The sequence below is a fragment of the Ruegeria sp. BHSC026 genome (assembly GCF_059613065.1).
The window spans coordinates 221246-242600 of record NZ_JBXWRV010000002.1; the positions used below are offsets into that span (position 1 = coordinate 221246).

Annotated in this window: 14 protein-coding genes; 6 read left to right on the forward strand and 8 right to left on the reverse strand. The window is 61.9% G+C overall.

The window, feature by feature from the left end; genetic code table 11:
• Positions 1-13 precede the first annotated feature (13 nt).
• From AC2FME_RS03765 to AC2FME_RS03785, 5 genes are all read right to left on the reverse strand, one after another.
• Positions 14-1324: an HlyD family type I secretion periplasmic adaptor subunit gene (locus tag AC2FME_RS03765; RefSeq protein ID WP_496799670.1), complete on the reverse strand. Its 1311-nt coding sequence runs from the start codon at positions 1322-1324 to the stop codon at positions 14-16.
• Positions 1308-3452 (reverse strand): type I secretion system permease/ATPase, encoded by a 2145-nt coding sequence (locus tag AC2FME_RS03770; protein WP_496799671.1) that lies wholly within the window; start codon positions 3450-3452, stop codon positions 1308-1310. The genes AC2FME_RS03765 and AC2FME_RS03770 overlap by 17 nt, the downstream gene beginning before the upstream one ends.
• Positions 3449-4792: a TolC family protein gene (locus AC2FME_RS03775; RefSeq protein ID WP_496797745.1), complete on the reverse strand. Its 1344-nt coding sequence runs from the start codon at positions 4790-4792 to the stop codon at positions 3449-3451. The genes AC2FME_RS03770 and AC2FME_RS03775 overlap by 4 nt, the downstream gene beginning before the upstream one ends.
• A complete protein-coding gene (locus tag AC2FME_RS03780; RefSeq protein WP_496799672.1) occupies positions 4779-5513 on the reverse strand; it encodes a SapC family protein in 735 nt (244 codons plus the stop codon). Before AC2FME_RS03780 ends, AC2FME_RS03775 begins: the two co-directional genes overlap by 14 nt.
• A 154-nt stretch (positions 5514-5667) precedes the next feature.
• The gene (locus AC2FME_RS03785; protein ID WP_496799673.1) at positions 5668-9531 is read right to left on the reverse strand and encodes a beta strand repeat-containing protein; all 3864 of its coding nucleotides are present in this window, start codon (positions 9529-9531) and stop codon (positions 5668-5670) included.
• A 330-nt stretch (positions 9532-9861) separates the two neighbouring features.
• On the opposite strand from AC2FME_RS03785, the gene AC2FME_RS03790 reads away from it, so the two are divergent.
• Positions 9862-11799, forward strand: coding sequence for a M10 family metallopeptidase C-terminal domain-containing protein (locus AC2FME_RS03790; RefSeq protein ID WP_496799674.1), 1938 nt, complete (start codon positions 9862-9864; stop codon positions 11797-11799).
• Between the two features lie 4 nt (positions 11800-11803).
• Here the strand turns inward: AC2FME_RS03790 and AC2FME_RS03795 are convergent, their stop codons facing one another.
• The 3 genes from AC2FME_RS03795 to AC2FME_RS03805 all read right to left on the reverse strand — a co-directional run bounded on the left by AC2FME_RS03795 (position 11804) and on the right by AC2FME_RS03805 (position 16017).
• Entirely contained in the window at positions 11804-13111 is a 1308-nt protein-coding gene (locus AC2FME_RS03795) for an HlyD family type I secretion periplasmic adaptor subunit (RefSeq protein ID WP_496799675.1), read from the reverse strand.
• A gap of 2 nt (positions 13112-13113) precedes the next feature.
• Complete coding sequence (locus AC2FME_RS03800) at positions 13114-14853, reverse strand: type I secretion system permease/ATPase (RefSeq protein ID WP_496685228.1); 1740 nt, start codon at positions 14851-14853, stop codon at positions 13114-13116.
• A 288-nt stretch (positions 14854-15141) separates the two neighbouring features.
• Complete coding sequence (locus tag AC2FME_RS03805) at positions 15142-16017, reverse strand: MurR/RpiR family transcriptional regulator (protein WP_496685226.1); 876 nt, start codon at positions 16015-16017, stop codon at positions 15142-15144.
• A gap of 95 nt (positions 16018-16112) precedes the next feature.
• Between AC2FME_RS03805 and AC2FME_RS03810 the strand changes: the two genes are divergently transcribed.
• The 5 genes from AC2FME_RS03810 to AC2FME_RS03830 all read left to right on the forward strand — a co-directional run bounded on the left by AC2FME_RS03810 (position 16113) and on the right by AC2FME_RS03830 (position 21355).
• On the forward strand, positions 16113-16913 hold the full coding sequence (locus tag AC2FME_RS03810; protein WP_496684286.1) for an N-formylglutamate amidohydrolase: 801 nt from the start codon (positions 16113-16115) through the stop codon (positions 16911-16913).
• Positions 16910-17428 (forward strand): TRAP transporter small permease subunit, encoded by a 519-nt coding sequence (locus AC2FME_RS03815; protein ID WP_496799676.1) that lies wholly within the window; start codon positions 16910-16912, stop codon positions 17426-17428. The genes AC2FME_RS03810 and AC2FME_RS03815 overlap by 4 nt, the downstream gene beginning before the upstream one ends.
• Positions 17428-18753, forward strand: a complete 1326-nt coding sequence (locus tag AC2FME_RS03820; RefSeq protein WP_170448192.1) for a TRAP transporter large permease — start codon at positions 17428-17430, stop codon at positions 18751-18753. Before AC2FME_RS03815 ends, AC2FME_RS03820 begins: the two co-directional genes overlap by 1 nt.
• A gap of 70 nt (positions 18754-18823) precedes the next feature.
• Positions 18824-19855: a TRAP transporter substrate-binding protein gene (locus AC2FME_RS03825; protein WP_496684279.1), complete on the forward strand. Its 1032-nt coding sequence runs from the start codon at positions 18824-18826 to the stop codon at positions 19853-19855.
• A gap of 138 nt (positions 19856-19993) precedes the next feature.
• On the forward strand, positions 19994-21355 hold the full coding sequence (locus AC2FME_RS03830; RefSeq protein ID WP_496799677.1) for a glutamine synthetase family protein: 1362 nt from the start codon (positions 19994-19996) through the stop codon (positions 21353-21355).

Consider the following 21355-nt stretch of genomic DNA (forward strand, 5'->3'; position numbering starts at 1 on the left):
CAGTTGGCGTGCCCTAGTCCCTGAACGCGCGGTTCTTGATCTTCAGAACCGGCTGCAACAGATACTCCAGGACGGTTTTCCGCCCGGACAGAATATCGACCTCGGCAATCATGCCCGGAATGATCTCGACAGGGTTCCCGGCCGCGTCCAGCAGCTTGTCTTCGGTCCGCACCTCGACCACGAAAACCTCTTCGTCGTTGCGCTCGGATCGGGTGATCGTGTCGGCACCGATGCGGATGATTTCACCGTCAAGTGCGCCATAGCGCGCGAAATCATAGGCCGTTATCTTGACCCTGACCTTCTGGCCTGCACGCAGAAACGCAATGTCCTCGGGCCGGACATAGGCTTCGACCAGCAGGCTGTCATCCAAGGGGACGATCTCGACCAGCTCCTCTCCGCTGCGGGCCAAGCCGCCTAGTGTGCTGCGGTGCAATCGGTTGACGATTCCTTTGACCGGTGCTCGGACCTGCGCCCGCGAAGCTCTGTTTTCCAGCGCGGGCAGCGTCGGCTCCAGTGCGGCCAATTCGGCCGTGACCAAGGCAAGGTCGGTCAAGGCCGACGTGCGAAACCGGCTGCGGGCGGCCTTGATCCGATCATCGATTTCGCTCAACCCGGTGTTCAGCCGCAATGTGGCCGCCTCGGCTCTGACCTTGCGCCCTTTCCATTCGGCTTCGCTGCGGCGCAGGGCCATCAAGGTCGTCGCCGGCTCCATCTGGCGTTTAACCAGGGGTTCGATCAGGGCACGTTCCTCCGCCAGGACCTTGAGCGTTTCCTCCGCCGTGACCTTGTCGACCAGACCTTCTTCATACTCGCGCTGGCGTTGTTCGCGTTGTCGCTCCAGAATCGCGATCTCATCGGCCAATTCCGCCTGCCGCCCCAGATACAAGGCCGTCTCGGACTGGACGACTTCGGGCGCCTGCCGGACCAGATCGTCCTCAAACCTCAGATCGGTTCCATCGATCTCGGCATGTAGCCTTTGTGCCTTTGCCATCAACCCAAAGGCCTTTTGCCGTTCGCGGTCCAGGTCGCTGTCAAGTTGCGTGGCGTCGAATTCCATCAACAGCTCATTCTTGTCGACGACCTGACCCTCGCGAACATGCAGGGCCAACAGAACGCCGGGTTCGGTGGCCTCGATGACTTGAACATCGGCCGACGGTACAATGCGCCCATCGGCGCGTACGACATCATCCAGTTCGGTGGTATACGCCCAGACACCCGCAACCAGGATGCAGCTCAAGGTCACCAGCAGCAGAACCGAACCTCGCGCGCCCGGGCGGCCGCGCAGTTCCCGCTCAAGGGAAGCAAAATCAGGATGCCGCGACATTCAGATGCCTCCGTGTACTGCGGGCGCGATGGGTCAGTATCGACTTGGGGCCGTCGGCGGCGATCCTGCCGTTCTCGATGACGATCACCCGCTCGACCATCTCTAGAAGGCTGGTTCTGTGGGTGACGACGATGGTCGTGGTTCCTTTTGTGGCCGTCTTGAGACGCTGGATAATCTCGGCTTCGGTCTTTACGTCCATTGCGCTTGTCGGTTCATCCAGGATCAGGACCGGTGGTCGCCCGATCAAGGCCCGTGCCAGGGCGATGGCCTGTCTCTGACCCCCTGACAGACCTTCGCCGCGCTCTGCCAGTTGCAGGTCGTAGCCGCTGGGGTGTCGGTTCACGAAATCTTCGACTCCGGCGATGTGGCCGGCGCGGATCAGGTCTTCCTCGCTGGGCCGATAGGCGCCGCTGACTATGTTGTCACGCACGGATCCTGAAAACAGCCATATGTCCTGCAGAACCGATCCAATGCTGCTCCGCAGGTCGCCCGGGTCAATCTGCCGGATGTCGATATTGTCCAGAAGAACCGACCCTGATCGCGGCTGGTACAGTCCCAGAAGCAACCGGGCAATTGTGCTCTTGCCCGAGCCGATCTGCCCAAGAATTGCGACCTTTTCCCCGGGTTCGATGGTGAAGGTCACGTTTCGCAGCGTATCTTCTTCCTGACCGGGATAGGCGAAGCAGACGTTATTGAAGGAAACGCGGCCTGCAAAGCCGGGCCGGCTGATCCAGGTTCGTCCTGCTGGCTGTTCGCAGTCTGCCGACATCAGAGATTGCAGGTTGCGATAGGCGCTGCGCGCCTGATTGACCCGCGTCAGTGTTTGCGCAACCTGCCCCAGCGGGGCCAGGGCCCGACCGGTCAACATGACCGATGCAACGAGGGCACCCATGCTGGCGTGACCGTCGGCAATCAGGAATACCCCGTAGAAGACGATGAGAACCTGCGCGGCCTGTTGCACGAATCCGGTCAGGCTAAGCGCGAACTGGGTGATCGCCCGGCTCTTGATCCCGTTTTGCGAATGCCGCTCGACCGCCTCTTCCCAGCGCTTGCGCATCCGGTTCGAGGCCGTCGTGGTCTTGATCGTCTCTAGACCGGCCAGAGTTTCCACCAATACTGATTGCTTGGACTGCCCTTCGTCAAAATTCCGTGCCGCGAGCCGGGAAAGAAAGGGTTGCACCACCAAGCCCGCCAGCAGGACCGCAGGCACCGCCAGCGCCGGAATGGCCGCCAATTGACCGCCCACCATGTAGATCGCGAAAATGAACAACGCGATGAAGGGCAGGTCGACGACGGCAATCAGCGTGGCTGACGTAAAGAACTCGCGCAGGGTTTCGAATTCGCGGACGGTGCTCGCCATGGCGCCAATCGACCCGGGGCGCGATTGCATCCGGATGTTCAGAATCTGGTTGAAGATCCGTCGCCCCATCAGCATGTCGGCCCTCTGGCCGGCCCTGTCGATGAACCCGGCCCGCAAGATCTTGAGGATGAAATCAAACAGCAACGCAAGACCGACGCCGACCGTCAGCGCGACAAGGGATTCCGTCGCCTCGTTGGGAAGTACCCGGTCGTAGACGACCATGATGAAGACCGATGTGGCCAGACCCAGAAAGTTGGTCATGGCGGCAGCCAGAGCGACTTGCGCATAGGACCAGCGGTTCGCCATCAGGGCCGACCAGAACCAGTGACCGTCGTCCCTGGTGTCCGGCTTCGGACCGTCCCTGTGGGCCTTACGGAACAATATGGCATAACCGGAATAAAGCGAGGCAACCTTCTCTTGGGGCATTTCCGAAACGCCATTGTCCAGTTCAGGGTCAAAGATCAACAGGTCTCCGCCGTGACCCCGTCCATGATAGACGACCGCCTTGTCGCCCTGCATCAAAAGAACAGCAGGTGCCAGCACATCGTCGAAGTCTTCCAGTCGACGTGCACCAAAACCGGCCTGCAGGCCGGCATCCTGAGCGAGAGCCAATGTCTCTTTGACGTTCAACCCCTTTTCCGGGTTGTGCTGGGCCGCAATGACCCGCGATGGCGTCAGTGGCCGCCCCAATTCGGCTGCGACGTGCAGAAGGCAACGCTCCAGTGCTTTGAAGTTCGGCTTTGTGGGTTCCGGGCGCTCCGAGGTCATGGCATGCCGTTCCAGTTTTCCAGTTGGATATCAAACAGGTCGAGGATGTCGCCGGTCAGGCTGATGGCGGCGTAATTGGTCAGGAAAAAGTTCTGCTCGGCGAGGATCATCCGCTCCTGCGCGGCGACCAGATCGCGTTGTGCATCCAGAATTTCGATCAGGCTGCTGCGGCCGATCTTGAACTGCTCTTGCATCGCCGAAACATTCTGGATGTTTGCCTGAACGGCGCGGCGCGCCTCTTTCAGTCGTTCCGCACCGGCTTTCTGGTCTGACCGAATGAAGCCAAGTTCGCGGCCGATTTCGCGGATCAGCGTTTCCCGCTCGAATTCCGCCTGCTTGATGCGCGCCGAGGCAGCGGCGATTTCGGCTCGCCGTTTGCCGGTGCTGTCAATCTCGTAATTGACGGACAGGTCCACTCCGAAATTCGCGTCATGATTGTCGTCCTGGTTGGCGAAGGCGGATACGCGGATATCCGGTTGGCGCCTGCCCAAGGCCGCCGACTGCTCGGCCCTAGCGGCAAGAAGCGCCGCATCCGTGCGTCGAACCTGTGGGCTGTTCAGCACGATCTGGCTGTCGCTTCTGTTCAATACGGGCGCGGGAAGCGGAGCGGGTAAAGCACCGGGGTCATAGCCGAATATCTCCCGGAAACGGGCGATGGACCGATCAGCCTGCGCCTGCGCGTTGGCCAGTTTCGTGCGGGCATCTGCGATCCTGGACCGGGCGGTCAGAAGGTCGGCAGTCGATCCGGCTCCGATGTCGGTCCTCTCGGAAATCTGCCGTTCGATCTGTTCGTGCGCCGCTACATTCTGCCGAGCAATGTCAACAAGCTCGCGCCGGTTCAGAACCGAAACATAGGCCTCGATTGCGGCCAATGCGGTCGCGGAAGCCGTCTGCAATTGGCTGCCGCGGCTTTCCAAGATCCTGGCCCGAGCAGCGGCCAGATTGCCAGAGGCCGCGCCGCCGTCATAGACTAATTGAGAGACGCGTAGATAGGGCGATAGGTCAGAAACATTCGAATCCACGCGCTCGGAACGCGCATTCAATCCCAAGGACAGCTGCGGCAGAAATGCACCTTCGGCGACGTCCCGGTTCGCGCGTGCCAGGTCGATTTCCGTATTTGACTTCGCAAGCGTCGGACTGGATTCCACCGCCTGGCGGATGCGGCGGCCGAACTCGCTGCTGGTCAGTCGCTCAGACGGTTCGGTAGCGCCCGCTCCGGCCGTGCCGGCCGAGAAGGCCATTTCGACTGGCGCCAGATCCGGCACGGGTTCGCACGCGGAGACAAGAGCCAAAAGAATGCAGCCAAGTACTTTCTGCGCAGACCGTTCAAACAAATGCATGGGAAGCCTCGTTTTCGGCCTTGGATTGTGCCGTAGCGAGCGCAGTGAGGAACCCGTCCAGTTCCGACGGCTGGGAGGTTGCGCAAGCTGATTGAGTTCGGCTGGCGGCCATCTGCAACTTGCCCAACCATTCAAAATGAGCGAGCGAAACCAGATGGCTGTATGCGATCTGCATTGCGCCACTTGTCATCATCAGCGAGGTTTCGGGCGGTGACAACTCGGCCAAACGCGTGAAATCGATGCCGCAAAGAGGCAAATCCAGGCTCAGCGGCACACCTGATTGCAAGGGTGCAAACAGCTTGAGCTCGGCAAGAACGGCGCAGGCGGACTCAGCCGCTCTCTGCTCCGCCACATAGTGTCGCATGAAGTCGACGACTGTCCCAAGCTCTTGCGAGGGCGCCATGTCGGACGTGAAAAACGGCAGTCCTGTCGAATCTGGTGTGACAAGGCCCGTCGTTTCGTCCACAAGCAAGGTAAAGGTGCTCTCGTGCCCGGCTTGCCGACGGTCGGCCGGCGCCGCGAAAAAGGGGTGACACCGCAGGACAGACGGCACATACGGTGCCAACCATCGGCCGTCGTTTGCGACGAAGGGGTTTGGTTCCCCTTCCAAGACAGACATGATGCAGACCGGTCGCAGCGATTCGCCGTCGGAGAGAAACCCGATCGGGAACGAAGCCGCGACGATCGGGATTTCTGAGGCAACGACCTCGCAAACTGCCATGGTTCGGGCGAAATCATAGGATGTGAACCGATGCCAAGAGCATTTGGAATGTCTCTGTGTGGTCACTGTGACCCGGTCGTTCTGAACCATTTTCCCTCTCAATGCTCGCTATGGGCAACACCCCCTTGGGGATGTTGCATGTTCCTTCGCTGGATCAGGCGGTCGCGCCGGTGGGATCCGTGTGCAGGATGTTGTCGCTGCTGAGGCTTCCGAGATCGCCAACCCCCTGGAAGTGCGCGATCATGTCGACAGAGGCCGTTCCCGAGGCGGTATAGTCCACCTTGGCCAGCACGCTGTCGGTTCCGTCGGTGGCCATCAGATAAATCTCATCGCCAGACTGAGCGCCACCCAAGCCTTCGGCTGCGGTCGTCAAGGTTCCCACATCGAGATCGGCCAGTTGGGTGTTCAGTCCGACAAAGCCGGTGTTCGCGCCAAGAGAACCTCCCAGCCCCAAAATTTCGATATCTGTCCCGCTTCCGCGCAAGGTCGAAGCATCAAGCCCGCTGAAGAGCAATGCATCGGTCACATCCGTCGCCGGACCAATATTGAAGCCGGTGATTGTATCCGTGCCGTTGATCGCGGGGTTCGCTTCAAACACGACCAGATCGCGCCCGGCGCCCGTCAGGTTAATTGCGTCGTCGCCGCCGCCGCCTCGAACGACGTCGTCCACATTCGAGGTCGACAGGATATCGGCGCCATCGGTTCCCATTTGCCATTTGGCTGGTCCGCCATTCGGTGTCGTTATTGCCAGAGCGATGGGCTGAGAAGGATCTTGCACCGTGATCGTGAAGGTGAACAGCGGTTGCGACAGGTCGGTGAAGGTCAGGGCCGTACCGGCAAAGTTGACGGCGCCCGGACCGGGTGAATAAGTGAGCTCCGAAAAGAGTTCGGGGTTTGGAACCGTCGATCCGGCGTTGAAGGTGACGACCGTCGGGTCGAAGGTCGCGTCGACATTGTAATCGATGCCGCTGGAGATATCGCGGTCTGCGTCGGCGTAGACGGCCAGTGTGACTTCGGACCCGGTTCGGCCGATTTCGGCGATCGTGTAAGCCGAGGGTACATGCGCGAAAACCTGGTCACTGACGGGCACGGGGTCAGGCCCTGTTGCGACGCTTGCCGCAGCCTGAACGTCGATGGCGTCGCCGCCGTCGAGCCCTGCGAAAGTTGCGGCTGGAACAGAGATGTTCCATGACCCGTCTGCTGCGATGGTAGCGGCGCCCACTACGTTGGAGTTGACGGTTACATCCACCGACTGGCCGGGGGCGAGGCCGTACGACGTTCCGCTGATCACAGTGCCGTTCGCTTGCGCGTCGGCCAGAGCGATGCTGTCGTTTGTGCCCATCGGGTCCAGCAAAAGGAGCGGACGGAAATCGGTCGCGAAATTCGCGGGCGTGGCCGAGGCCGGGTTCCCTGCAGCGTCTGTGACCGTGGCCGTGATCGTGTAGCTTCCGCCATCCGACAGACCTGAAAGGTCCGACGCCGGAATCGTCGCTGTCCAGCTTCCACCATTGGCGGTGGCCGTGTAGGTCTGACCGTTCAACGATACAGTGACCGTCTGCCCGTCTTCGGCTGTGGTCGAACCCGAAACCGGCAGGTCTGAACCTCTCTCGACGACATCAAGTGTCGCGCCCACAAGTAGCGGGTCCAACGTGATCGTCGGCGCCGAATAGTCGGTTGCGAAGCCGGTGGTCGCGCTTTGGGTGTTTCCGGCTGGATCGGTTACTGTCGCGGTAACGTTGTACGCTTCGGCGTCCTGCAACGAGGAGATGTCCACACTGGTCGCCACGAAGCTCCAGGCGCCGCCGCTGACGGTTGCGGAGCCGGTCGCGTCGACCGTGCCATCGGCCCGGGCGATGCTGATGGATACGATCGATCCGTCCGGCGCATCCGTCGTTCCGTTGACCGAAAGACCGCCAGCCCGTTTGGTTGCATTCATCACCGCTCCGGTCGAAATGCCCGAAATCGCCAGCGTCGGGGCCGTGAAATCCGTGTCGAAACTGGTAGATGCCTGAGTAGCAGGGTTGCCGGCAGCATCCGAGACGTCCGCCGTGACAGAGATTGTGGACCCGTCGGCGAGCGCGGCCAGGTCAGCCATCGGAACGGTCACTGCCCAGCTTCCACCGGTTGCGGACGCGGAATAACTCTGTCCGTTCAGGTTGACGGTCACGGCCTGCCCATCCTCGGCGGTCGTCGATCCGGAGACGGTGAGGTCCGTGGCCTGCTCGGCTGCATTCATGACGGCGCCGTCGGAAAGCGCGTCGATGGTGACCACGGGCGCGGTGGCGTCCTTGGACAATCCGATGCTGGCCTGAGGCGCAGACAGGCCGTCCGCATCAATCACGTCGGCGGTGATGGTGAAACTGTCACCATCCGCCAGCGCCATCAGATCAGTGCTTGGGACGGTGACGCTCCAACTTCCGGACGCGACCGTACCGACATAGGGTTGTCCGTCCAGGGTCACCGTTACGGTTTGGCCGTCGGTCACGTTGCCCGTGGTTCCCGAGATCACAAGATCCGAGCCGGCTTCCGTGGCATTTATGACTGCTCCGACCGACAGAGGAGCGATGGATATGGACGGGCCGGTCAAATCGACTGGAACCGAGGCCGACACCGGCGGTGCCGGATTGCCGGCGGCGTCGTCGACGGCGACGCTGATGTCTACCGGAACGCCGGTCGACAAGGTCGCCAGATCCGCGACCGGGACGGTAACTGACCACGCGCCGCCAGAGACGGTGCCGGAATACGTGTTTCCGGCGAACGTGACCGTGACGGTCTGTCCGTCTTCGGCCGTGGTCGTTCCTGTCAGTGTCAAATCCGCGCTGACATCGGCAAGATCGATCTGCCCGCCGACCACGGGGTCGAGGGTCACGGTGGGCTCGGTGAAGTCGGTGTTGAAATTGCCAGTCGCCTGAAGAGCTGGGTTCCCGGCGCGATCTTCGACATCTGCAGTTACGGAAATGATCGCTCCGTCGGGCAAGGACGAGAGATCCGCGGCCGGGATTGTGACGCTCCAGGTGCCGCCTGACGCCGTTCCGGAATAGGTCTGGCCATTGAGGTTCACGGTGACGGTCTGCCCGTTTTCGGCGTTTGTGACTCCGGTGACAGTCAGATCCGTACCGCTTTCGGCGGTGTTCATGACCGAACCGTCTGAAAACCCGGTGATCGAGATCGTCGGGGCAATCGTGTCGACCGTGAAATCCGCCGTGGCGACCGATATTTCGTTTCCATCACTGTCCAAGCTGCGGACCGTAACGGTCGTCACCCCCTGTGGCAGCCCCGCGGCCTCGGCCTGCGTCAGCGATACGCTCCATGTGCCATCGGGCGCGGGCGCGGCGATTGTGGTGACCGAGCCGATTGTTACCTCCACGGCGGCAGCCCCCGACGCTGCCTCTGCCCCTGTGCTGACACTGTTTAGCGACGTGCCTTGAAGTTCGGCAAGGTTCAGGCTGGGGGGCGCAGGGACAGAAGGTGTGACGGGTGCCGGTTCGGGGGCCGGGATCGGGCTTGGCTCGGGCGTTTCATCCCCGCCGCCACCCCCGCCGGCGGCAGCCGCGCCGGCAAGGCCTATGCCGCCTAACACCGCGCCGGCTGCGCCGACTCCGCCTCCGGCTGCGGCCCCAGCGGCTGCGGCTTCGGCTGCGGCGGCGAACTGGGCAATCTCGACGGCGACGCCCTCGGCGATCATGATCGCGCCGCCGTCCAGTACGCGCACGTCTTCGGCCGCCACGACAACAGTTCGGCCGTCAAGCATCTTGAGTTGGACGTCGCCATTCTCAAGCAGTTTTACCGACCGGACGCCGGGCGACACTTCGGCGAACTGAAACGAGTCCAGTTCCTCTCGGCTGGCCTGGGCCAATGCAGGGAGGGCCAGCAAGGTCGAAACGAGACCGCCCGCAAAGCCGCGACCGGCCCATTTGCGCAGCTGTTTTTCAATCAGGTGGCGGGCTGTGATATCGTTGCCCGTTTCCGGTGCCTTGTCAGCCAAAGAGGCCTTTTGCGAACCTTGTTTCATCGTCATGATGCCCTCACGATCGGCGGCCACAAACAGCAGGTCGGCAGGCAGAGACGCAGCGTGTTTCGATCTTCGTTCCTGTCGCCTGTTTTCTCATGCGGTCGAACCCAAAAAGTTGTTTAAAACTGGAACCGAAATCCTCGTTTTCACCACATTTTCGTTCTGATCCCTGCTTCTCTTTCGGATGACCCTTGACGTGTGCCGCAAGTGGCGTGGGGGAAATCGAAAGTGAATCTTCAGTTCGAAAGAGTGGTGGCAACGGGAAGCCCGGCGCTCGATTCCGGTATCGGCGATACGGCTTTAAAAACGTTTAACGGTGTCACGTACCTATACGGCGTGACTGGCGCGACAGGCGGGATTTCGGTTTGGGAACTGACAGCGGGCGGCGCGCCCGTGTTCCATGATGATCAGTATTTCGGCAGTACGATTGCCCTTCAGGCCGGGCGGTTCGGGCAGCCCGTAACCTTTGGCGCCCAAGACTGGATCGTGCTGGATATCGACACCGCGACGGGGCTTGTCGGCTATCAGCTGAACGGGAACGGCACGATCGGGGCCTTGGGCGAAGCCGCCGCGGTTTCGGGAGGTGGGGACGTGACGAGCCTGGTTCAGTACTCCGCCGGGGCAAGCGAATTCGTGACGGTTTCCCATCAAGATACTGCGCAGGTCACGACATACCGGATAGAAACGAACGGAACGCTTTTCGAGGTTGGGTCCCTCGCCGGTCAGGCTGATTCGATGCAGGCTGCACAGGTTGGCCCGAGTTCATTCGTGGTTGCGGCCAATGCAGCCGACAGCACGGTTCAGGTCTTCGGAGTCGACCCGATGACGGGCAGTCTGAGCCTGACCGATACGGGCGCATCGCTCGCAACGTTGGGCATCCATACCCCCACGGCGCTCGAGATCGTGCAGGCCCATGGCCAGACCTGGGTTCTGGTTGCGGGGTCGGGCAGCAACTCGATCAGCGTCATGCGGTTGGGCGCGGATGGCAGCCTGGTTCCAACCGACCAAGCCCTCGACACGCTTGGCACCCGGTTCGGATCGGTTCAGGACATGAAGGTCGTCGAAGCGGGCGGCCATGTTTTCGTGGTGGCCGGTGGCGGCGACGACGGGGTCACGCTGCTGACGATGACGCCGGATGGCAAGCTGGTCTATCTGGACAGCTTTGCCGATACGCTGGCCAGCGGCCTTCAGAATGTCGAGGTGATCGAAGTTGCCCATGTCGGGAACGAGTTGCAGATCTTTGCCGGCTCGCAGCAGGAGCCGGGCTTGACCCAACTGAGCGTGTCTCTGCAGGATTTGGGCGTGGTTGCCGAAGGCTATGGCACCGTGACCGGCACTGCGCAGGACGACATGCTGAGCGGTGGCGTTCTGGATACTGTCGTGCAGGGCGGGGCCGGAGACGACATCCTGATTGCCGGGCGTGGCGCGACAACCCTGACCGGCGGATCGGGTGCCGACATCTTCGTCATGCGGTCCGGCAGCGGGCCAACCACGATCACAGATTTTCAGGCTGGCACCGACCGCCTGGACCTGTTCGACTATCTGCTGCTGCGCAATCCCGGCCAGTTGACCGTGACCTCGACCGCGCAGGGTGCGCAGATTGACTATCGCAACGAGACGATTCATGTCGTCTCGGCCGACGGGTCGCCGCTGGACGGTGCGGCTATGTTCGGTGCGGGGTTTCAGGGTCCCGATCACATGCCGGTCGACTACGGCGTGTTTGCCAGCCCGCAATCCTCGGGTGGGGTAGTCGGTCTCGTTTCGATCGACTCGCGAACCGCGAATCCGGGCCTCACCGATGCCGAAATCCGGTTCACGCCCTCCGGCAACGCGACGATCACGGCGCAGGCGGACGGGCAGGGGCAGTTTGACCTAGGCCTGCCGGACGGAATCCTGAACGGCCACTTGGACATCATCAAGACCTACTCCAATGCCACGCGCGAAATCACCGCGCTGGATTCCCTGCAGGTTCTGCGAATCTCGGTCGGCATGGATCCGACATGGGGTCCCGCAAGCCCCGAAGATCTGATTGCCGCCGATATCACGGGTGATGGTAAAGTGACGGCGATGGATGCGCTGGTGATCCTGCAGGTGGCCGTCGGCATGCCGTCCTTGCACGAGCCCGAATGGGTCTTTCTGGATCAGAACGCCGACTTGTCCGGCATCACGCGGCACAACGTGTCTTATGACACCGGAGTTTCCGTGGCGGCCGTCGATGGCGTGATCGCCACCGACATGACATCCATCCTGCTGGGCAACCTCGAAGCTCCGTGACGCGCTATTCGCGGAAGGCCCGGTTGAAATAGTCGGTCATGGGCTTGACCAGATAGGACAGCGGCGTGCGCTCGTCGGTCTTGATCAGAGTTTCGACCGGCATGCCGGGCAGCAGGGTCTGGCCATTCAGCCGTTCGGTCTGGCCATCGTCCAGGGCCACCTCGGTCCGATAATAGGCCTGCCCGGTCTTTTCATTGGTCAGCGCGTCGGCCGACACGTTGATTACATGGCCGTCGATCTGGGGGGTTTCCCTCTGGTTGAAGGCCGGAAACCGCAGGGTGACGGGTTGTCCCACGTGCAGCTGGTCGACATGGATCGCGTCCACGCGCGCGGCCACCAGCAAGGGCGTATCGTCGGGGACGATGTACATCATGGGTTCGCCGGGCTGAACCACGGATTGCGCTGCAAAGACCTGGCTGCCGAAGACCGTACCAGCGACCGGGGCGCGAATGTCCAGGCGCGACAGGCGCTCGGTCAGCGACAGGCGACGCTGCGACAGCTCCACGATCTGCGCCTGCACTTCCCGCAACTCGGTGATCGCCTGCTCGCGCCGTGCGGATGCCAGCTCGACGATCTGGATTTCGGTCGCGGCGATCTGTCCCTTCAGGCGGGCCACCGTTGCCTCCAGCCGCCCGATTTCACCGGTTAGGCTGGCCTCTTCGCGCTGCAGGGCCAGCACCCGGCTGGCCTGGGTCAGGCCCTTGGCCAGAAGGTCGTTCTGATCCTCCAGCTCTTGCCGGATCAGATCGACCTGTTTGGTCAGCGACACCAATTGGGCGTCGGTTCCTGCGATTTCGCTTTCGATTTGATTCCGTTGCTTGCCCAGCTGGTCGATCTTCTGGGCCAAGGTATCGGACCGCGCCAGGAACAGGTTTCTTTGTCCGGCGATCAAATCAGGGTCGATCGGTTCCATCCGCGCAAGATCGCGCATGCGCGCGTCCAGTTCGTCGACCTTGGCGCCATCGCGTTCCGCTTCCAGCCGCACCTTCCGCGCCAGCAACTCGAACAACTGAGATTCGATGATGGCCTTCTCGGACGTCAGGAAGGTGCCGTCCAACTGCAACAGAAGGTCCCCCTGGGCGACATGGTCGCCATCGCGGGCGTACAATTCGCCCACGACCCCGCCGTCAGGGTGCTCGATCACCTGCCGGTTGCTCTGGACTTCGACGACGCCGGGCGAGACGATCGCCCCGGCCAGTCTGGTCCGCGTGCTCCAAACGCCGACGCCGCCGATCAGGATCGTCAGTGCGGCAAAACCCACTAGGGCCGGAACGGTGATCCGCCAGGCCGGGCGCGAAACTTGGTTGGCCATGTCTATTCACCCACCTTCTTGAGCTGTCGCTTGATGACGCCCGCGTTCTGCACCATTGCGCTCAGAACATCGTCGCGCGGTCCGAATTTAACGATCTGGCCTCGTTCGACCACAGCCAGGTCGTCGCATTCTGAAATGGCCTGGGGCCGGTGCGTCATGATGATGGCCGCCTTGCCTTCGGCTTTGAGATTGCGGATGGCCGCGTTCAGCGCGTCCGTTCCGTCGGCATCCAACGCCGAATTCGGCTCGTCAAGGATCAGCACGACCGGGTCGCCATACAGAGCGCGCGCTAGGGCGATCCGCTGTTTCTGACCGCCCGACAGTTGGCTGTCATTGCCTTCCAGAAACGTGTCATACCCTTTCTCGAGGCTCAGGATCAGTTCATGGGCATTGGCCTTCTTGGCGGCGGCCACGACGGCCTCGGCGTCAGGCGACAGGGACATCCGAGCGATATTCTCGGCCACGGTTCCGTTGAACAGGGTGACCTGCTGCGGCAGATACCCGATGTGACGGCCCAGATCGTCCGGGTCATACTGGCTGAGGGTTGCGCCGCCCAGGCGAACCTCGCCCGCCGCCGGCGCCCACAGTCCAAGCAGCGCCTTGGCCAGAGTGGTCTTGCCCGATCCGCTCTTGCCGATCACGCCAAGCGCCTTGCCGGGCTCCAGCACCAAAGACGCCCCACGCAGGGTCGGTGTCTTGGTGCCCGGAGGGATCACCGTCAGGTTCTTGGCCACCAGCCGCGCGGCGGGAACCGGCAACTTGGTGCGCGACGGCTCCCTGGGTGTTCGGGCCAAAAACTGGTTCAGGCCCTTCCACGCCATGCGCGCCCGTTCGACCATCGCCCATTGGCCCACGATCTGTTCCACAGGTGCCAGCGCCCGTCCCAGCAGAATTGATCCCGCGATCATCGCGCCCGCCGTCATCTCGTTCTGCAGCACCAGCCAGGCGCCCAGTGCCAGCATGGCCGACTGCAGAAACAGCCGCAGGGATTTCGTCAGCGCGCTGAAGCTGCCGGTCCAGTCGCTGGCCGAAATGCTCTGCGACAAGGCCTGCGATCTCTGTTGCAGCCACCGGTCGGTAACGTCCCGCTGCATGCCCTGCGATCGCACCACTTCGACCGCCTGACGGGCACTTTCGGAAAAGGCGTTGGCCTTGGCCGACGCGACCTGGGCTTCGGCGACCTTATGGTGGGTCAGGATCTGGTTCACGACCGCAATGACGATCAGAAGTATCCCGCCCCCCACCGCGAGCCAGCCCAGAAGAGGGTGGAAAATGAAGATGGCGGCCAGAAACACCGGCGTCCAAGGCAGGTCCATCATCGCCAGAAATACGGGCGAGGCACACAGGGTCTGAATGGTCTCGAGGTCGCGCAGCGACCGGGCGGGTGTGGCCCGGGCTTGAGGATAAAGAGCATGGCGCAGGGTCGCGTCGAACACACGTTCGTCCAGGTCGGACTGAAACCTGGCGCCGAACCGGGCAATGATCCGCCCGCGGGCATAGTCCAGCATTGCCATCAGGCCATAGAGCAGGGCGACCAGCAGAAACAGCGCCGTCAGCGTCTCGACCGCGCGCGAGGACAGGACGCGGTCATAGACCTGAAGCATGAACAGCGGCCCGGTCAACATCAGGATGTTGACGAAGACGCTGAACAGGAAGGTCAGCAACAGGAAGGTCGATCCCTGCCTGCGTGCGGATTGAAGCTCGGGGTCCGGGCGGAGATTTTCGGGGTGCTTCGGGCTCACGATCGGTCAACCTTTGTCATTCATGCGCGGATCCGGGGCTGTGACAAGCTTGGGCCGCAGCCAAACCCGGGATTTACCAGCCTCGCCCGGCCTTCTGAAGTCGCAAGGGGCGCCGGAGTGCAATGTGTGGCGGTTTCTTGCCAGATCGACCGGCCGGATTCCGCCTCACTCAGGCACTCTGGGGGTGCGGCTACCCGATGTTGCAGCGAGCCTCGTCGCAGCTACGATATATGGGTGACATCGGCGGAACAACAGTTTTGTCCACCGGTTGCCAAGGCTCGTGAACGGTCAGTTGTCGAGGCTGCGAAAGATCCGCGTGGTCGAGAAATAGCGCTCCAGCTCTTCGATGCGTTCCTTGCTTTCTTCCCAGCGGGCTTCCTGCACCTCGGCGATCAGGGTCTCGGAGATCAACTGCAATGCGATGGTGGAATCCCAGCTCGACGGTGCTTCGACCAGCGCGTGGAACGTGTAATCCGCCGTCCGCCCAATGGGTGAGCCCCACTGGTCGGTGAACAGAACGACCGTCACACCCCGATCCGACGCCACCTGCGCCAGCTTCTCCAGATGCGCTTCGTAGCGGCGGATGTCGAAGATCACCAGGACCGAGCTGTCATCCATGTCCAACAGGTATTGCGGCCACACGTTGGCCGAGTTGCCCAGCATCGTCACGTTGGGCCGGATGATCTGCATGTGGTTGAACAGATAGTCGGCGTTCGAGCGGGTGATGCGGCCGCCCACGACATAGAGATGCCGCTCGGTATCGGCCAACAATTGGGCCACGGCGTCGAACATGGACTTGTCCAGCCGCTCCAGCGTGTGCCGCATGTTGGTCCAGACGGCCTGCGCGAAACGGGTGATCGGGTGCTCGGTCTCGTCGTCGACGATCCAGGCGTCGCGTTTCGAGATCGGCTTCTTGATCTGCGCGGCGACCTCCTCGCGCAGGGCGTCCTGAAGGGCGGGAAAGCCGTCAAAGCCCAGTTTGCGCGCCATGCGGATCACCGTCGGGGTCGAGACCTGCGCCGCCGCGGCCAGCTTGGTGATCGATTGCAACCCGGCCATCGGATAATCTTGCAGCAGGATCGAGCCCAGCTGACGTTCGGATCGGGTCAGGTCATCAAGCTCGTCCTGGATGCGTTGCTTGACGGTCTTGGCGACAGAGGCCATCGGCGTCCTCGTATTATTCAATTCGTTACAGAATATGATCGAATGTAAATTTGTCTACAGAAAGTTTCTTGACAGGCTGAATTTCGCTGTAACAAATGCTACTCATGATTGCTGCGCCCGAGTCTCCTTTGCTGTCAACGATCGAAGCACCCGCCGCACGGGTGTTGAACGCGCTTGGCCGCGCCCCGGCAGTGCTGGTGTGCGAGCATGCCAGCCGGTTCATTCCGGCGGCGCTGGACGGTCTGGGGCTCGAAGCGGATGCGGCCCGCTCTCACGCCGCCTGGGATATCGGCGCGTTGGAGCTTGCGGTCGAGTTGATGGGCGCCCTGGATGCGCCGCTGGTGCAGGCCCGGGTCAGCCGGCTGGTCTATGACTGCAACCGCCCGCCCGAACGCGCCGATTCCATGCCCGAGGTCAGCGAAGTGTTCGAGGTGCCGGGCAACCGGAACCTGACCCCGGCTCAACGTGCCCAACGGGTGCGTGAAATCTACGAACCGTTCCGGGATCTGTTGTCCAAGACGCTGGACGCGCGCCCGGAACCACCGGTTCTGATCACGATCCACAGTTTCACCCCGGTCTACAAAGGACAAAGGCGCGACGTCGAACTGGGCATCCTGCACGATCAGGACGAGCGCGCGGCTCGGGTGATGCTGGACCATGTCGCAGGCTGCGGCCTGAGGACCGCTTTGAACGAACCCTATTCGGCCGCCGATGGCGTGACCCACACCCTGAGCGAGCACGGCGTCGCCCGCGGCCTTCCGAACGTGATGATCGAGGTCCGCAACGACCTGATCGACACGCCCGCCGGGGTCAACCGTATGGCTGGCATTCTGTCCCCGGTTCTGACCCGGACCATTGCGGCATTTTCGCCAACCGGAACAGAGGAGCAGGTATGAATTTCATGCGGGGATATGTTGCGGTCATCGACCGCATGAACCGCTGGATCGGGCGGGTCGTGATGTACGGCATCTTCGTGATGATGAGTATCCTGTTGTGGTCGTCGATCTCGAAGACCTTTTTCCTTCCGTCGCTCTGGACGCTCGAAGTCGCGCAGTTCGCGATGGTGGCCTATTACATCCTGGGCGGGCCGTATTCGATCCAGATGGGCTCGAACGTGCGGATGGACCTTCTCTACAGCGAATGGTCGCACCAGCGCCGGGCCTGGACCGACGCCATCACCGTGCTGTTCCTGATCTTCTATCTGGGTGTGATGATCTATGGCGGCTTCGACTCGCTCAGCTATTCCCTGCAGTATGGTGAGCGCAGCCCGACCGCGTGGCGCCCCTATCTGTGGCCAATCAAGGTGATCATGGTCGTGGGGCTGATCCTGATGCTGCTGCAGGCCATTTGCGAGCTTTTCAAAGATATTCTGCGCCTCAAGGGCGATGACATCCCGCGCGAGGTGATCTGATGTCATATGAATTGATCGCCATTCTGATGTTCTCGACCATGATGCTGATGCTGCTGACCGGTCAGCGCGTGTTCGGTGCCATCGGCTTTGTGGCCGTGGTGGCGGCGCTGCTGCTGTGGGGAGACCGCGGCGGCTATGATATCGGGTTTTCGGCCGCGATGAAGCTGATGAAATGGTACCCGCTGCTGACGCTGCCGATGTTCATCTTCATGGGTTACGTTTTGGCCGAGTCCAAAATCGCCGACGACCTGTACAAGATGTTCCATGTCTGGATGGGCGGGCTGAATGGCGGGCTGGCTATCGGCACGATCGGGTTGATGGTGCTGATTTCGGCAATGAACGGGCTGAGCGTGGCAGGCATGGCGATCGGGGCCACGATTGCGCTGCCCGAGCTGCTCAAACGCGGCTATGATAAGAAAATGGTGACCGGGGTTATCCAGGCCGGGTCATCGCTGGGCATTCTCGTGCCGCCGTCGGTGGTGCTGGTTCTCTATGCGATGATCGCGCGTCAGCCGGTGGGGCAGCTGTGGCTGGCGGGTATCCTGCCGGGCCTGATGATGGCGGGGATGTTCATCCTGTACATCGTGATCCGCTGCCGGATAAACCCGGAACTCGGCCCGGCCCTGTCCAAGGAAGAGCGCGACGTGCCAATGGCGGAGAAGCTACGGCTGCTGCGCGCGGGTCTGCTGCCGCTGGCGATTTTCGCGGCAATGATGGTGCCCTTCGTCAATGGCTGGACCTCGCTGGTCGAAAGCTCGGCCATCGGTGCGCTGACGGCCTTTGCCGCCGCGGTTCTGAAAGGGCGGATGACGCGCAAGGTGTTCGAGGTCTCGGTCCGTTCGACCCTGGGCATCACCTGCATGTTCATGTGGATCATCCTGGCCGCCTTGGCCTTTGGCGCGGTGTTCGATGGGCTGGGCGCCGTGCGCGCGATCGAGACGCTGTTCACCGAACGGCTGGGCCTGAACCCGTGGGTGATCCTGATCCTGATGCAGCTAAGCTTCATCGTGATGGGCACCTTCCTGGACGACACCGCGATGCTGGTGATCGTTGCGCCGCTGTACGTGCCGCTGGTGGGGGAACTGGGGTTCGACCTGATCTGGTACGGGGTGCTGTACACGATCACCACGCAGATCGCCTATATGACGCCGCCCTTCGGCTATAACCTGTTCCTGATGCGGGCCATGGCCCCGCCCGAGATTTCGCTGCGCGACATCTACGGCTCGATTCTGCCCTTTGTGATGGTGATGACGCTGGCGCTGGCCATCATAATGACCTTCCCGCAGATCGCGCTGTGGCTGCCCGACTACATCTACAACAAATGACCCCGGACATACCGGGGCACATGCGAGAGGATGGTCTCTCGCCCATAGAAACCGACAACGGAGAGAGAAGATGACGAACAGACGCACATTCCTGAAAGGGGCCGCCGCGGCCCCGGCAGCCGCGCTGGCCACGCCCGCACTGGCGCAATCCACGATCCGCTGGCGCATGCAGACATATGCCGGCCCCGCGCTGGCCGAGCATGTGATCGATCCGGCCATCAAGATGTTCAACCAGATCGCCGGCGACCGGATGCAGATCGAGCTGTTCTATGCCGACCAGCTGGTGCCCACGGGCGAGCTGTTTCGCGCCATGCAGCGCGGCACGATCGACGCGGTGCAGTCGGATGATGACTCGATGGCCTCGCCCACTGAGGTAACCGTTTTCGGCGGCTATTTCCCGTTTGCCTCGCGCTATTCGCTGGACGTTCCGGTCCTGTTCAACCAGTACGGTCTGAACGAGATCTGGGACGAAGAATATTCCAAGGTGGGCGTCAAGCACATCTCGGCCGGCGCCTGGGACCCGTGCCATTTCGCCACCAAGGACCCGATCAACAGTCTTGAGGACCTGAAGGGCAAGCGGGTCTTCACCTTCCCGACGGCGGGCCGGTTCCTGTCGCAGTTTGGCGTGGTCCCCGTGACCCTGCCGTGGGAGGACATCGAGGTTGCCGTGCAGACCGGCGAGCTGGACGGCATCGCCTGGTCGGGCATCACCGAGGATTACACCGTCGGCTGGGCGGATGTGACCAACTACTTCCTGACCAACAACATCTCGGGCGCCTGGGCCGGGTCGTTCTTTGCCAACATGGACCGCTGGAACGAATTGCCCGAAGACCTGCAGACCCTGTTCCGTGTCTGCACCGACCAGTCGCACTACTACCGTCAGTGGTGGTACTGGGGCGGCGAGGCATCGCTGCGCGTGAATGGTGACAAGCTGAAGCTGACCACCATCCCCGACGAGGAATGGGCGCAGGTCGAAGCGGCCGCCGTTGCCTTCTGGGATGAGATCGCCGCCGAGTCCGAGACCAAGGCCAAGGTCGTCGAGATCATCAAGCGCTACAACGCCGACATGCAGAAGGCCGGGCGTCCATATCGCTATAGCTAAATCTGATACTCCGGCGCGCGGGTTGAATCGTGCGCCGGGGGTTCTGGCCGGTGCCCGTTCGGGCGCGGGTGACTGCAAGAGCAAGTTCGCCAGTGTGAGACTAGGCCGGGGTCTTGGAAGTGACGAGGAATGAGAACAATGGGCATTGACGCGATTTTGGCGGATCTGAAGGTCCAGGTCGATGAAGGCGATGTGGATACCGTGCTTGTCTGCATGGTGGACATGCAGGGCCGCCTGATGGGTAAGCGCTTTCATGCGGGGCATTTCGTGGCCGGGGCCTGGGAAGAAACCCATTGCTGCAACTACCTGCTGGCCACCGATCTCGAGATGGCGACGCCGGACGGCTATGCCTCGACCAGCTGGGAGCGCGGCTATGGCGACTATGTCATGAAGCCCGACCTGAGCACCCTGCGCCCGGTGCCGTGGCTGGAGGGCACGGTGATGGTGATGTGCGACGTGCTGGATCACCACACGCATGAAGAGGTGCCGCATTCTCCGCGCGCCATTCTGAAGAAGCAGGTCAATCGCCTGAAGGCCATGGGCTATGAGGCGATGTGCGCGACCGAGCTGGAGTTTTTCCTGTTTGAGAAGAGCTTCGACCAGATCCGCAAGGAGGGATTCCGCGACCTGCAGCCGATCTCGGGCTACAACGAGGATTACCACATCCTTCAGACCACGAAGGAAGAGCATGTGATGCGGCCGATCCGCAATCACCTTTGGAACGCGGGCATTCCGGTCGAAAACTCAAAGGGCGAGGCCGAGGCCGGGCAGGAAGAGCTGAACATCAAATATGCCCCGGCGATGCAGACGGCAGAGTATCACTCGATCGCCAAGAACGCGGTCAAGGAGATTGCATTCCAGCAGGGCCATGCGGCGACCTTCCTGCCGAAATGGCATCATGACCGGGTCGGAAGTTCGTCGCATGTGCATCAGTCGCTTTGGGCGGACGGGCAGCCGGCATTTTTTGACAAGGCCGACCCGCTGGGCATGTCGGACCTTATGAAGAGCTACATGGCGGGCCTGCTGAAATACGCGGCTGATTATACCTATTTCATGGCGCCCTACATCAACAGCTACAAGCGGTTCATGAAGGGCACCTTCGCGCCGACGCGGATCATCTGGTCGGTGGACAACCGCACTGCGGGGTTCCGGCTGTGCGGCGATGGCACCAAGGCGGTGCGGGTGGAGTGCCGGATTCCGGGTTCGGACATGAACCCCTATCTGGCCATCGCCGGAATGCTGGCCGCGGGGATCGCGGGCATCGAGGAGGGGCTGGAGCTGCAGCCGCCGACCAAGGGCGATGTCTATCAGGGGGATACGGGCATGATTCCGGGCAACCTGCGTGCGGCGCGGGATGCGCTGCATGGGTCGTCCATGCTGCGGGCGGCCATGGGCGATGACGTGGTGGACCACTATGTGCGTGCCGCCGAGGTCGAGATCGAGGAATTCGAGCGCGTGGTGACCGATTGGGAGATTGCCCGCGGGTTCGAGCGGGCATAA